This window comes from Limimonas halophila (assembly GCF_900100655.1).
Classification (GTDB): Bacteria; Pseudomonadota; Alphaproteobacteria; order Kiloniellales; family Rhodovibrionaceae; genus Limimonas; species Limimonas halophila.
Genome location: NZ_FNCE01000001.1, coordinates 352903 through 366245, shown reverse-complemented (window position 1 = coordinate 366245; position 13343 = coordinate 352903). Strand labels below are relative to the sequence as shown.

The following is a 13343-nucleotide window of genomic DNA, read 5'->3' as shown; positions in this document are numbered from 1 at the left end:
CGGTGCCGCCTGCCGGACCCCAACACCCCTGCATGACGTGAGGCCGCCAGCATGAGCCTACGGCGCTACATCATCCGGATGGTCATCTTCCTGGTGATCGTGGCGGCGGCCTGTGGCGCGCTGCTGCCGCAACTGCGCGACGCCTTCCTGGCGAACCCGCTGTTCAACGGCCTGATCCTGGGCGTGCTGCTGCTCGGCATCCTGTTCGTCTTCCGCCAGGTCATCTCCCTGCGCCCCGAAGTGGCCTGGATGGAGAAGATCCGAAGCCAGGCCGGCGGCGGGCTGCAGTTCCCCGGCGCGCTTCAGGACGAGAAGCCACCCCGCCTGCTGGCACCGCTGGAGCGCATGGTGGGCGAGCGCAAGGGCCGGCTGACGCTCTCCGCCACCTCGATGCGCTCGCTGCTGGACAGCATCCAGAGCCGCATCGGTGAACAGCACGAAATCTCGCGCTACCTCGTCGGCCTGCTGGTCTTCCTGGGCCTGCTCGGCACCTTCTGGGGCCTACTGGAGACGGTGAACGCCGTCGCGGGCGCGATCTCGGACATCGAGGTGACGGGCAACGAGCCCGCCGCGATGTTCAGCCAGCTCCAGGCCAGCCTTCAGGAACCGCTGTCCGGCATGGGCACGGCCTTCTCCTCCTCCCTCTTCGGCCTCGCCGGCTCGCTCATCCTGGGCTTCCTGGAACTCCAGGCCGGGCAGGCGCACAACCGCTTCATCAACGAGCTGGAGGAGTGGCTGTCCTCGATCACGAAGCTCTCCGGCGGCGGCGCGGCCGAGGGCAGCGGCGAGTCCGTGCCCGCCTACATCCAAGCCCTGCTGGAGCAGACCGCCGACAGCCTGGACAGTCTGCAGCGCACGATCGCGGGCGGCGAGGAAGACCGCGAGAACATCAACAAGAACCTGATGCAGCTCACCGAGCGCGTCTCCACGCTCACGGACCAGATGCGCACCGAGCAGTCCGTACTGATGAAGGTGGCGGAGACGCAGTCGCAGCTGAAGCCGTTGCTGTCGCGCATCGCCGACGCCAGCGAAGGCCAGCAGCAGGCCGGCGGACTGGACGAAACGACCCGCGACCACATCCGCAACCTTGACGTGCGCCTGGAGAAGCTGGTGAGCGACAACGCGCACGGCCGCGATCAGGTCATCCGCGAGATCCGCAACGAGATCCGCCTGCTCGCCCGCACGATCGCCGCCATGGCCGAGGAAGGCGAGACGGAGCGCCAGAGCTAACCCCATGCAGCCGCTCGGGCGCCGCGACCGGCAGCAGAACACCGTCAACATCTGGCCCGGCTTCGTCGACGGCCTGGCCAGCCTGTTGCTGGTCGTCATCTTCGTGCTGATGGTCTTCTTCGTCGCGCAGTTCTTCCTCTCCGTGGCGCTGTCCGGACGCAACGAAGCTCTGAGCGACCTGCAAAGCCGGGTGAGCGAGCTGTCGCAGCTGCTCAGCATGGAGCGCGACGCCAACCAGGAGTTGCGCAGCAACATCGAGGAGCTGTCCAGCGAACTCCAGGCCTCGATCCGCAAACGCGAGCAGCTGTCCGATCAGCTCTCGCAGGTGAAGGAAGAGCGCGCCAGCCTCAAGCAACAGCTGGCCGCCGCGCGCGACGACCTGCAAAGCACCGAGCAGGACCTCTCGGCCGCCCGTCAGGAGCTCTCCAGCACCAAGGAACAGCTGGCCGACGCGCAGGACAACGTGAAGGCCAACAAGGACACGATCGAGGCCCAGCTCCAACAGATCCAGGCGCTCAAAAGCCTGCGCGAGGAGCTGCGCCGCGAGGTGGCGTCGCTGGAGTCCCGCCTGAACGCGGCGCAGGAAGAGGCCAAGGAGCGCAAGGAAGAGCTGGCGAACCTTCGCCAGACCGCCGAGCAGCGCCAGCAACGCATCACTACGCTGCAGGACAAGCTGCAAGCCGCGCGCGAGACGGCGGTAGAGCGCAAGGAAAAGGTGGCTTCCCTTCAGACGACGCTGTCCAACCAGCGCGATCAGGCCAAGACGCTGGAAAGCAAGCTGGAAAAGCAGCAGAAGCTGACCGAGGAACAGGCCGCCAAGATCGACGTCCTCAACAGTCAGCTGTCCTCGCTGCGCCGGCAAGTCGCCCGCCTCAACGCCGCGCTCAACGCCGCGGAAGCGACCATCGAGGAAAAGGACGTGCGCATCGCCAACCTGGGCGAGCGCCTCAACACTGCCCTCGCCCAGCGTGTTCAGGAGTTGGCCGAGGCGCGCTCGGAGTTCTTCGCCGAGCTAAAAAAGGTGCTGGGCGACCGCGAAACCATCCGCGTGGTGGGCGACCGCTTCGTCTTCCAATCGGAGGTGCTTTTCCCTTCTGCTTCCGCGCAGCTCGACGAGGACGGCCAGCAGCAGATCCGCCAGCTTGCGGACACGCTTCAGAACATCATCCCGCAGATCCCGGACGACGTGGACTGGGTGCTGCGCGTCGACGGTCACACCGACAAGCGCCCGATCGACACCGAACGCTTCCCCTCCAACTGGGAACTCTCCACGGCGCGCGCTGTGGAGGTGGTCAAGACACTGATTGCCGAAGGCATTCCCGCGCGCCGCCTCGCCGCCACCGGCTTCGGCGCCAACCGTCCCCTCGCGGAAGGCAATTCCCCCGAAGTCTACCGCCGCAACCGCCGCATCGAGTTCAAGCTCACCCAACCCTGAACTGTCGGCAGTTCAATCCCATCAGTTGGCCATAAATGGGGGCTTGTCAGGCACCAGGCCCTTTCAAAAGCACCCAGGGTCGGCCTTCCGCCAGGGCTTCGGCGTTTGGTTGGCCGTGGTCGTCAGCCACACGCACAACATACCCTTTCCTTCAGCAGAGGGTCGCCCAGCCAGCGAGCAAGCTCGCTGGCTGGGCGGGGTAAGGCGCTGCCATTCGCCCAACCACGCGTCGTCGCCGCAGCGCGTGGAAAGCGTGCTCACTTTGCGGGGCTGCCGCCGCGCTGGCCGCTCTTGCCAGCGCCGCTGCCGCCGGAACCGCCGATCCAACGGTCGAGTTCGCGGGCGGCAAGGTCGCGCCCGCCCAGGCCGAAGGCCACGGCCGCGGCCACGGCGACGGCGCCGAGCAGCAGCCCGAAGGCCAGATTGATGATCTGATCGGCCAGCCCCATCTGCTGCAGGCCCATGGCGCCGGCCAGCGCGATCACGGCAACGCGCGCGATCAGTGCCAGCCGCTCCGCCTGCCAAGCCTTGCTCGCGCGGATGGTGTGGGCGGCGACGCCGGACAGGAAGATGCCCACGCCGATGACGATCAGGCCCATCAGGATCTCCCCGAAGAAGACCAGCAGCTGCTCGATCAGCCCGGCCAAGTTGCCGAATTCCAGCAGCGCCAGGGCTTCCATCGCGGCGAAGAGAAGCACCGCGACCACCACCAGATAGCCCGCCACCTGCGAGGGCGTGCGGCCGGTCTCCGGCACCTCCTGTGTTTCCATGCCCAGGCGCACGAGCACGCGGTCGAACCCGATGGCCTGAAGAAGCTGGCTGACCAGCTTCCCGGCGATGCGCGCGGCGAAATAGGACAGCCCGAGCAGCACGGCCGCCGCGAAGATGCGCGGAATCGCGGCGATGATCAGGTCCAGCATGTGCTCCGCCGGGCCCGTAACGGCCGCGATCTGAAGCGCGTTCAGCGCCGCCACCACGATGGGCAGCAGGATCAGCACGTGCACGACGATCCCGATCGCCTGGGACGGCGTGGTGCCGCGCCCGACAACGGTGTCCACGCGGTAGGTGCGGGCCGCCCCGTCGAAGCCGGCCGACGCCAGAAGCTGGGTGACCAGCCGCTGCACGAGGCGCGCCACCAGCCAGCCGACGGCCAGGATGAGGCCCGCGACGGCGACGTTCGGCAGATAGCCGAGCACCTTGTCCACCATGCGCTCGACCGGCCCGAGCAACCCCTCGATTTGGAGCACGCCCAGCACGGCCGGCACGAACAGCAACAGCACCAGCCAGTAAACCGTGTTGGCGATGGTCTGCGCCAGCGTCGCCTGATCGGCGGGAAGCGCGTCCTCACCCAGGCGCCGGTCGAGCTTGAGCGCGCCCAACCCCCCCGCGGATGAACGCACGGAACACCGTCGCCAACAGCCAAGCCACCGCGATCACGGCCGCCGCACCAGCAATACGCGGCGCGTAGTCCAGCACCACGGTCAGCATTTCGCTCAGCGGCGCGGTGATGGATTGCAGCAGCAGGGCCTCGAAAACGGCGATGAGCACGAACACCATCAGCACGATGAACACAGCCCGCGCGATCCAGCGATCCAGCGTGACGGCGCGATCCGGCGACTCCCCCGTGACCTCGCCCGCCACCCATTCGTTCAGGCGTGTCCGCCGCAGCCCATTGCGAACCAGCGCGGCGATGATCCAGGCCAACACCCAGCCGACGACGAGAATCACGACCGCGGCGGCGACGTTGAGCGCATATGCCGTCGCGGTCTCGACGAAGCCGCTCCAGGTCTCCATGTTCAATCTCCACGAAAATGTCACAGACAATTAGTGCAATTCTCACCTTACATGCGCGAACTGCAAAATACTCCTTCGTGGTAAACCGCGGACCGGTTGGTGGACTCCCAATCGGATTGAATTGCCGGTGCCCTGAACCGTGGAAGGACAGCACCGGGGCTGGCGGGGTCGCGGGCGCCGTCCGCGGCCTCCGGGTGTCATCGAAGCGTCATTGCATCTGGAAAAAGGTTTAACCGTCGCGGTGCAGGCTCGGAGCCGACCCAGCCGGACTTTGACACAATCGACGCTGTTCCCGGTCGGCGCGATCCACACGCGGCCACGGGCGGCGTTCGTGGCGCTGTACGAGATGGAACGGGGAACTCGCGCCATGTTGATCGGTTCGATCGCCCACCCGCTGCCCGCGATTTCCAGCGACATGGCATGCAGCGACGTCCTCGCGCTCATGCACGAGCTGGATGCGACGGCCGGTCTGGCCGTGGTCGAGGACGGCCGCCCCATCGGGATGGCGGGGCGCACGGCGCTGATGCGCAACCTGGCGCATCCCGTGACCTACGCGCTTTATGAGCACCGGCCCATCTCGCTGTTGATGCGCGGCAACCCGCTGGTCGTGGAGAGCGGCACCACGATCGACCGCGTCAACGAGCTGATCGCCACGGAAAAGCAGTGGGCGCTGGAAGAGGGCTTCATCGTCGTCGAGGGCGGCCGTTACGCTGGCGTCGGCACGATCCAGGCCCTTCTCAAGCGCTCGGTCAGCGACGCCCGCACCCAGATCGCCGAGCTCGACCACGCGCGCAAGCAGGCGGAGCGCGCGAACGAGGCGAAGACGACCTTCCTCGCCAACCTCAGCCACGAGCTGCGCACGCCGCTGAACGCCATCATGGGTTTCACCGATATGCTGGCCGCCGGCGCGGCGGGGCCCGTGAACGACAAACAGGCGGAATACCTGCGCGACATCCACGGCAGCGGCAAGCGTCTGCTCGACCTCATCAGCGACCTGCTGGACCTCTCCCGCGCCGAGGCCGGACGGATGGAGCTCGACGAGGGCGAGGTGGACGTCCCTGCGGTGGTCGAGGAGGCCGCCCGCATCCTTCAGGTTCGCGCGCGGGACAAGCAGGTCACGCTCACCACGCAGCTGCGCAGTCGCACCCGGCTGTGGGCGGACGAAGGCAAGCTGCTTCAGATCATCCTCAACCTGGGCAACAACGCCATCAAATTCACCCCCGCGGGCGGCCGCGTCGCGCTAACAGTGGACGACGCAGCCGACTGCGGCGTGGTGCTGCACATTTGCGACACCGGCCCCGGCATTCCCGAACACGAGATCCCGCGCATCAAGGAGCCGTTCGGGCGCGGCCGCACCGCCCGGCGCCAGAAGATCGAGGGCGCCGGCATCGGGCTGGCCCTGACGCAGACCCTCACGGCCATGCACGGCGGCCACCTGGACATCACCAGCACGCCCGGCGAGGGCACCTGTGTTCACGTTCACATGCCCGGCGGACGAGCCGTGGCACGGGTTGAAACCGAACCGCCGGCGGCACGCCTCGCGGCCGAGTAGCATAGCGACTCGCAAAAAGGGCTTGCAGGTGCTTTCCGGTTTTCTCAGAATACCGCTATCGCCGCACGCAGCCCTCCCCGGCAGCGGCGATATCGACCCTTTGCTCCCAGGCCCCGGCGCATGCGCCGGGGCCAACCTTTTTCGGCCACCTGGTGTCCGGGCCATATCGAGCGGCGCGCGCTTGACGCCGCGTCCGGATCGGCGCGGGATCGCACGCCACGGCGCGCGAGCGGGAGGCAAACACGATGTGGCCGGCCACCGACCTCACCGAGGAACTGGGCGTGCGCGCCCCCATCCTGCAAGCACCCATGTGGGGCGGGATCGCCACGCCCGAGTTGGCGGCCGCCGTGGGTGAAGCCGGCGGCGTCGGCGCGCTCGGCACCGCGGACATGCCCTCCGACCGCATCGCCGACGCCGTTGCCGCGGTGCGCGCCCGCACCGACGCGCCGCTGCACCTCGACCTCGCGCTGGCGCCGCCCACCGGCGACGGGGCGCCGGTGGCGCGTGCGTCGGCCGCGCTCCACCCCTTCCGCGAGGAGCTGGACCTCGACGCGCCGGATGTGTCGCCCGAACCGGAACCGCCGACGCTCGAGCGCCAGGTCGAGGCCGTGTGCGGCGCGCGGCCGGCGGTCGTCTCCGTCACCGGCGGCGTGCCGCCGGAGACCGTGCTGCGCACCGTGCGATCCACGGGCGCGCTCGTGCTTGCCACCGCCACAACGGTGACGGAGGGCATCATGCTGGCGGACACGGGGCTGGTCGACGTGATCGTGGCCCAGGGCGCGGAGGCCGGCGGGCCGCGCGCCACCTTCGCGGTTCCGGCCGACCACGGCCTGGTGGGCACGCTGGCGTTGGTGCAGGGGCTGCGCGCGGCCGTGCGCCGGCCGGTGATCGCCGCGGGCGGCATCATGACCGGTGAAGCCATCCGCGCCGCGCTCGCGCTCGGCGCGGTCGGCGTGATGATGGGCACCGCCTTCGTGGCGGTGGACGAAAGCGGCGCCGACGGGACCTACGCGAACGCCGTGAAGACGGCACGCGACGACGGCACCGTTGTCACCCGGGCCTTCACGGGGCGGCCGGAGCGCGTGGTCCGCAACCGGTTCGTGATGGAAGTGGCGGATGCCCCCATCGCCGATTACCCTGCGCAGGCGGCGTTGACGGCGCCCATTCGCCGGGCCGCGGCCGAGCGGCGCATGCCCGAGTTGCGGGCCCTCCGCGCCGGTCAGGGCGCCGCCCTTGCCCGGCGCGTGCCCGTGGGCGACCTTATGACGGCGCTCGAGGCCGAAACCGGGATGGCCTGACAGCGCGTTCCCCCGGCCGGCGCATCCGGACGGCTAGCTGTCGGCGCCCGGCGGCGCCTGCTAGGATTCCGAGTATGGCAGCCAGCCGGCGGCAAGAGGAGCGGCACACGTGACCGCGAACGACGTGGACGGTGGCGCCAGCGTCACCTTCTTCAGCCGGACCTACGACGAGGCGCTGCAGCTTACGCGCGAAGCGCGCGACTACATCGCGGGCCGCGGCGCGCAGGAACGCGCCAGGCTCAGCCCCGGCGGCAAACTGGCGGCAAGCTGCGAGGAGATGCGCCTGACCGCACGGCTGACCCAGGTGATGGCGTGGCTGCTCACCCAGCGCGCCGTCCACGAAGGCGAAATCACGCGCGCCGAGGCCGCCGAGCCCGAACACCGGCTGGCCGGCGAGGCCGCGTGCCTGGCCGATCCCGTCGTGCCGAAGGAGGAGTTGCCGGAGCGGCTGGGGGACCTGCTCGACCGCTCGCGCAACCTCTACGAGCGGGTGCAGCGGCTCGACGCAACGCTCGACCAGGACCGCGAGAGCGGATCGCCGTAAACCGGGATCAGCTTCTTTCGTTCGCGCACGCCGCCACCGCCACAAACACCGAACGCCCCTGCATCCGGATCGCAGGGACCCGAACACAAGGGCGCGGCCGACTCGCGGCGAAAACGGCGGGGCGCTCGGACGACCCCGCGTTCGCGCGCTTACTTCTTGCGGGCGGACATGTTGGCGAGGTTGCCGCCGAAGCGCTGGTTGAACTTGGCCATCTGCCCAGCGGTGGTGTTCAGGCGGTGCTCGCCGGTCCAGGCAGCGTGGGTCTTGGGGTCGATCTCCAGCCGCAGGCTCGCGCCTTCCTGGCCGTAGGTCGACCGGGTCTTGAACTCGCTGCCGTCCGTCATGACCACGTTGATCTCGTGGTAATCGGGGTGGATGCCCTTCTTCATGGCGCGCCCTTTCCGTTCGCTCGTTCGGGCCGGAGCGCGTACTCCGGCGGCTATGGGGCGAAGCGGCGGCGTGCATCCCGCGAATGCAACGCGCCGCCCTGGCCCGGCCGGCCGGGACGACGCTTCGCCCGCCTGTTCTCGGAGGATTGTCCAGGGGCAGGTGTATAGAGAGCGCGGCGCCAGGACGCAAGGGATGCAGCTTGCCGACGGCGGTGGCCGCCGATAGGTCTTGCGCGCGACGACAAACCGCGAGGCCCGCCATGCGCGATGCGCAAGATCCCGGCGGCGGCACGCCGTCCGCCCGTCCCGGCACCCGCAACCTCCGCGCCCTGCGCCACCTGTGGGGCTATCTCCGGCCCTACCGGACACGCATCGCCGGCGCGGTCGTCGCGCTGACGGTTGCGGCCGGCACGGTGCTGGCGCTCGGCCGCGGGCTGCGCACCCTGGTGGACCGCGGCTTCGCCCAGGGCAACGCGGCGCTCCTGGATCAGGCGCTGATGGTCCTGGTCGCGGTGGTGGCGGTGCTGGCCGCGGCGAGCTTCGCCCGCTCCTATCTGGTGGCGTGGCTGGGCGAGCGCGTGGTGGCCGACGTGCGCCGCGACGTTTTCGACCACGTGATCGCCCTCTCGCCCGGCTTCTTCGAAACCACGCGCACGGGCGAGGTGCTCTCGCGCCTGACCACCGACACGACGCTGCTCCAGCTCGTCGTGGGCACCTCCGTTCCCATCGCCCTGCGCAACCTGCTGATGATCGCGGGCGGGACGGTGCTGCTGATCGTCACCTCGCCCACGCTGACCGCCATCGTCTTCCTGGTGACGCCGTTGGTGCTGGTGCCGGTGCTGGTGTTCGGGCGGCGCGTGCGACGCCTGTCGCGCGCCAGCCAGGACCGCATCGCCGACGTGGGCGTCTACGTCGACGAGTCGCTGTCGAACATCCGCACCGTCCACGCCTTCAACCACGAGCCCGTGGACCGCGCGCACTTCCGCGAGCGCGTGGAGGACGCCTTCGCCGCCGCCATCGGGCGCAGCCGAGCGCGCGCCTTGCTGTCGGCGGTGGTCATCATGCTGGTGTTCTCCGCCATCGCGGTCGTGCTCTGGGTGGGTGGCCACGCCGTGCTGGACGGGCGCATGACGGCGGGGCAGCTCGCGGCCTTCGTCTTCTACGCCGTGGTGATCGCCAGTTCCGTGGGCGCGCTCTCGGAGGTCGTGGGCGACCTGCAGCGCGCGGCGGGCGCCACCGAACGCCTGCTCGACCTGCTGCACACCCCGGTCGCCATCGATGCGCCGCGCCACCCCACGCCCCTGCCCGAGCCGCCACGCGGCGCGCTCGGCTTCGAGCACATCGACTTCCGCTATCCGGCCCGGCCCGACGCCCCAGCCCTGGCGGATTTCAGCCTGGACGTGCGGCCGGGCGAGACGGTGGCGCTCGTGGGCCCGTCCGGCGCGGGCAAGACCACCGTCTTCCACCTGCTGCTGCGCTTCTACGACCCGGAAGGCGGCACCGTGCGGCTGGACGGTGTGGACCTTCGGGCGGCCGATCCGCGCGCGGTGCGCGCGCGCCTGGGCCTGGTGCCGCAGGAACCGGTGATCTTCTCCGCCGACGCGCGCGAGAACATCCGCTACGGCAACCCGGACGCCGACGACGCGGCCGTGCTGGCGGCGGCGGAAGCCGCGGGCGCGCGCGCGTTTCTGGAAGAGCTTCCGGACGGCCTGGCCACCCACCTGGGCGAGCGCGGCGTGCGCCTCTCCGGCGGACAGCGCCAGCGCATCGCCATCGCGCGCGCCATCCTGCGCGATCCCACGGTGCTGCTGCTGGACGAGGCGACCTCCGCCCTGGATTCGGAAAGCGAGCGCGCGGTGCAGGCGGGGATCGACCGCCTCATGGCCGGCCGCACGACGCTCATCATCGCCCACCGCTTGGCCACGGTGCTTAAGGCCGACCGCATCGTGGTGATGGACCGCGGGCGCATCGTGGAGAGTGGCACCCACCGGGAGTTGATGGCGCGCAACGGCCTCTACGCCCACCTCGCGGCGATGCAGTTCCAGGCGGAGCCCGCGGCTCAGACGGAAACGGCGGCGGGGACGGTCTGACCGGCGTGCGCGGGGCCGTCGGCGGCCGGCTGATCGGCAACGGGATAGCCGTAGGCCCCGAGCGGCAGGCCGTGGCGCGCGGCCAGGCGCGCGTTGCCCGGCGCATAGTGCTGCTCGATCCGCTGCCGCGTGGCGGCCGTCAAAAGATCGCGCGCGAGGACACGCCGCCCCCCGAGCGGCGTGCGGTTGATCGGGTCGAGCAGCCGCCGGATGACGATGTGCGACGGGATGACGTTCAGGACGCACCGCTTGTCGGGGATGTTGCGCGCGGTGAAGTGGTTCAGCAGCCGGGTCAGCGTCAGGGTGGCGCGGCCCAGCGCCACGTTCTCGGCGGTGTCGGGAAGCGCGTCGACGTCCACGTCCAACCCCAGGCGCTCGGCCATGTCCCGCAGGAAAGCGCGCGGGTCGGCCTTGAAGGCTTCGTAGAGGAAAACGAACACGCGGTCGTGCCCGAAAAGCTCCTCGTAGAAGCCGATCAGCCGGTCATAATTGAAATGTTCGAACGAGAAGCCGGGCATCTTGCGCGGCTTGTCGATCGCCATGCCGTGCAGGTTCGGCCCGTACAGGTAGCGCTCGATGCCGTGGGTACCGCCCACCCGCACGTACTGCTTATAGGTCGCGGGAATGCTTTCGAGCTGATTGCGAAGCACCACGACGATGCGCGCATCCGGCAGCGTGGCGCGCAAGCGTTCGGCCATTCCGGTCGAATAGAAGCCCTGAAACCCACCCAGATGGGGCGTGCCGGAAAACGCCTCGTGGCTGAGGATGACGTTCGCCGGCGTTGTCCCGCCCTGTACCGGGTCGGTCCCGCCCCGCAGCAGCCGCGCGCGGGCGTCCGCCGGGTCGTATGCGAGCGCGTGTTCGTTCAGGATCGCAGATTCCAGCGCCGCCTTGCCCGCGTGGCGGTAATTGCGCACCGCCGGGAAGAAGTGGGTCTGCAACCACGTCGTCGCCGTCTTGTGATAGCCGATGTGGACGATGGGTGCGGACATGCCGACCGCCGGTTCCGATTGCGTACCGCGCCAGGATCATAGCGGCGCGCGGCGGTCGTGTCACAACACGCGTGGGGCGGCTCAGGCGGCCAGATCGGCGGCGACGTTGTCCGCGTCCGCGGGGACCAGGTGGCGCACGGCTTCGCGCACATCCTCGCAGTTGTGGCGGAAGAAGATGTCCAGCGCCCCCGCCAGGGCCGGCATGGACACCAAGCCCTTGTCCATCAGCGTCTTCTCCAGCTTCTTCTGGAGGCTGGGATTGCGCCAGGGCGGGTTGGAATCGTCCCAGAGCATGGACTCGCCCTCGGACTGGATGTGCTGCCAGGGTTCCAGCATCTCCGCGCCGCCCTGGCCGTCCACGCGCCACAGCGGGCAGCGATCGCGCGAGAAGAAGACGTAGGCGCCGCTGGGTTCCTTCCACACACCGTGCGGCAGCCGCAGGCGCATGGGGATGAAGGGCTCGCGCGGTGTCCTCGACGGCTGGACGTCGTATTCCTGCACCACCGACAGGCCGGCATGGCCGAAGATCTTTACGCCCGGCGCGTTGGGATGAACGACGTAGGCGGGCACGACCTCGTCGCCGTTGCCGCCGGCGGTGCGCAGTTCGACGATCTCGCGGGTCTTCAGCATCGGGATCGCTCGCTGCGGTGGACCGGCGCCGGACCGCGGGCGTGGCAAGGCCGCCAGCGCCGCGCCGGCCGTCCGGATCGCCTCTTCGGGGGCGGGGGCCCGCGCAACCGCCAGCGGCAACGAGCTGCCGGCGTCCGGCGGGACCGAAGGGGTCGGGGCGCCGGGCCGACGCCCCGACACAAAAAATCCCGGCGATCAGCCGGGTTCCAACTCGTGCTGCATCCGCTGGATCTCGTCCTTGATGCGGAGCTTCTGGCGTTTGAGCGAGGCGATGCGGGAGTCGTCGGGGATCGGACGGTTCGTTTCCTGCTGGATCTGGGCTTCCAGGCTGCTGTGGCGCTCGCGGAGCGCCCGGATGCGGTCTTCAAGGGCCATGGCAACCTCCCTTGTCATCGCCAACACCAAAAGCGTACGCCCAGAGGGCGGCGGTTGCCAAGAAGTCCCCGCGCATCGGTGTTGGTACTGCACACGCACGCAGGCACGCTGCTCGGCGGGGCGCCGATTCCATTGCGCCGCCGTGTGACGTAAAATTCGGCCATTGGCCCCCTGCGCCGGAAGAGAGACGCGGCCATGACCGACGGCGATCAGCAGGCCCTGCGCGAACAGCTCGAAGCCCTGAAGTCCGAACACCGCGACCTGGACGACGCCATCGCCCGGCTGTCGGAGACCAATCCCGTCGACCAGCTTCAGCTGCGGCGGCTGAAAAAGCGCAAGCTGCAGCTCAAGGACCGCATCGAAAAGCTGCAAAGCGACCTGCTGCCCGACATCATCGCCTGACCGGCGACGGGGTCGCCGGCTTGTCCGCCGCGCGCCCCTTCGCCAAAATGCGCGCCCTCCGCCATCACGGCATCAATCGCCCACCAACGGGACGACGAAAGGGGCGCGCATGACGGGCACAGCGCCGGCGGTCGGGATCATCATGGGCAGCCAGAGCGATTGGGCTACGCTCCGCCACGGGGCGGAGCTGCTGGACGAGCTGGGCGTCGCGCACGAAACGCGCATCGTCTCCGCCCACCGCACGCCCGATCGGATGCGCGACTACGCGCACACCGCGCGCGAGCGCGGCCTACAGGTCATCATCGCCGGTGCGGGCGGCGCCGCCCACCTCCCGGGCATGGTGGCCTCGATGACGACGCTGCCGGTGTTCGGCGTGCCCGTGGAGAGCAAGGCGCTTCAGGGCATGGACAGCTTGCTGTCGATCGTCCAGATGCCCGGCGGGGTGCCCGTGGGCACGCTCGCCATCGGCCGCTCCGGCGCCAAGAACGCCGCGTTGCTGGCGGCGCAGGTGGTCGCCCTGCAGGACGACGCGGTGCGCCGGGCCGTGGACGCCCACCGCCAGCGGCAAACGGACGGCGTCGCCGAGGTTCCCGAGGACGAGGGCTGAGCCCG

At 69.5% G+C, this 13343-nt stretch carries 14 protein-coding genes; 8 read left to right on the top strand and 6 right to left on the bottom strand.

Annotated features, from left to right (window positions below; genetic code table 11):
• Positions 1-51: 51 nt before the first annotated feature.
• Positions 52-1230: a flagellar motor protein MotA gene (locus tag BLQ43_RS01725; protein WP_090018382.1), complete on the top strand. Its 1179-nt coding sequence runs from the start codon at positions 52-54 to the stop codon at positions 1228-1230.
• A 4-nt stretch (positions 1231-1234) separates the two neighbouring features.
• Complete coding sequence (locus BLQ43_RS01720; RefSeq protein ID WP_090018381.1) at positions 1235-2665, top strand: peptidoglycan -binding protein; 1431 nt, start codon at positions 1235-1237, stop codon at positions 2663-2665.
• 257 nt (positions 2666-2922) lie between these two features.
• On the opposite strand, the gene BLQ43_RS01715 is transcribed toward BLQ43_RS01720, so the two are convergent.
• Together BLQ43_RS01715 and BLQ43_RS01710 are read right to left on the bottom strand one after the other, a co-directional pair.
• Positions 2923-4065, bottom strand: a complete 1143-nt coding sequence (locus BLQ43_RS01715) for a mechanosensitive ion channel (protein WP_143006118.1) — start codon at positions 4063-4065, stop codon at positions 2923-2925.
• Positions 4010-4459, bottom strand: coding sequence for a mechanosensitive ion channel family protein (locus tag BLQ43_RS01710; protein ID WP_090018379.1), 450 nt, complete (start codon positions 4457-4459; stop codon positions 4010-4012). Before BLQ43_RS01710 ends, BLQ43_RS01715 begins: the two co-directional genes overlap by 56 nt.
• Before the next feature lie 367 nt (positions 4460-4826).
• Between BLQ43_RS01710 and BLQ43_RS01705 the strand changes: the two genes are divergently transcribed.
• The 3 genes from BLQ43_RS01705 to BLQ43_RS01695 all read left to right on the top strand — a co-directional run bounded on the left by BLQ43_RS01705 (position 4827) and on the right by BLQ43_RS01695 (position 7853).
• Positions 4827-6011, top strand: coding sequence for an ATP-binding protein (locus tag BLQ43_RS01705; RefSeq protein WP_176758467.1), 1185 nt, complete (start codon positions 4827-4829; stop codon positions 6009-6011).
• A gap of 245 nt (positions 6012-6256) precedes the next feature.
• The gene (locus tag BLQ43_RS01700; RefSeq protein ID WP_090018377.1) at positions 6257-7309 is read left to right on the top strand and encodes an NAD(P)H-dependent flavin oxidoreductase; all 1053 of its coding nucleotides are present in this window, start codon (positions 6257-6259) and stop codon (positions 7307-7309) included.
• Positions 7310-7418: 109 nt separating this feature from the next.
• Positions 7419-7853 carry a DUF1465 family protein gene (locus tag BLQ43_RS01695; protein ID WP_218119083.1) on the top strand — a complete coding sequence of 145 codons (435 nt, stop codon included), beginning with the start codon at positions 7419-7421 and terminating at the stop codon, positions 7851-7853.
• 149 nt (positions 7854-8002) lie between these two features.
• Here BLQ43_RS01695 and rpmE read toward each other — a convergent pair whose 3' ends face one another.
• On the bottom strand, positions 8003-8242 hold the full coding sequence (rpmE, locus tag BLQ43_RS01690) for a 50S ribosomal protein L31 (protein ID WP_090018376.1): 240 nt from the start codon (positions 8240-8242) through the stop codon (positions 8003-8005).
• Positions 8243-8502: 260 nt separating this feature from the next.
• Between rpmE and BLQ43_RS01685 the strand changes: the two genes are divergently transcribed.
• Positions 8503-10332: an ABC transporter transmembrane domain-containing protein gene (locus BLQ43_RS01685; protein WP_090018375.1), complete on the top strand. Its 1830-nt coding sequence runs from the start codon at positions 8503-8505 to the stop codon at positions 10330-10332.
• Here the strand turns inward: BLQ43_RS01685 and BLQ43_RS01680 are convergent.
• From BLQ43_RS01680 to BLQ43_RS01670, 3 genes are all read right to left on the bottom strand, one after another.
• Positions 10302-11324, bottom strand: a complete 1023-nt coding sequence (locus tag BLQ43_RS01680; protein ID WP_090018374.1) for a sulfotransferase — start codon at positions 11322-11324, stop codon at positions 10302-10304. The genes BLQ43_RS01685 and BLQ43_RS01680 overlap by 31 nt on opposite strands.
• A gap of 81 nt (positions 11325-11405) precedes the next feature.
• A complete protein-coding gene (locus tag BLQ43_RS01675) occupies positions 11406-11954 on the bottom strand; it encodes a hypothetical protein (protein ID WP_090018373.1) in 549 nt (182 codons plus the stop codon).
• A gap of 195 nt (positions 11955-12149) precedes the next feature.
• Positions 12150-12329: a YdcH family protein gene (locus BLQ43_RS01670; RefSeq protein ID WP_090018372.1), complete on the bottom strand. Its 180-nt coding sequence runs from the start codon at positions 12327-12329 to the stop codon at positions 12150-12152.
• Between the two features lie 195 nt (positions 12330-12524).
• On the opposite strand from BLQ43_RS01670, the gene BLQ43_RS01665 reads away from it, so the two are divergent.
• Positions 12525-12731 (top strand): YdcH family protein, encoded by a 207-nt coding sequence (locus BLQ43_RS01665; RefSeq protein WP_090018371.1) that lies wholly within the window; start codon positions 12525-12527, stop codon positions 12729-12731.
• A gap of 109 nt (positions 12732-12840) precedes the next feature.
• Positions 12841-13338, top strand: a complete 498-nt coding sequence (gene purE, locus BLQ43_RS01660) for a 5-(carboxyamino)imidazole ribonucleotide mutase (protein ID WP_090018370.1) — start codon at positions 12841-12843, stop codon at positions 13336-13338.
• The last annotated feature ends 5 nt before the right edge of the window (positions 13339-13343 follow it).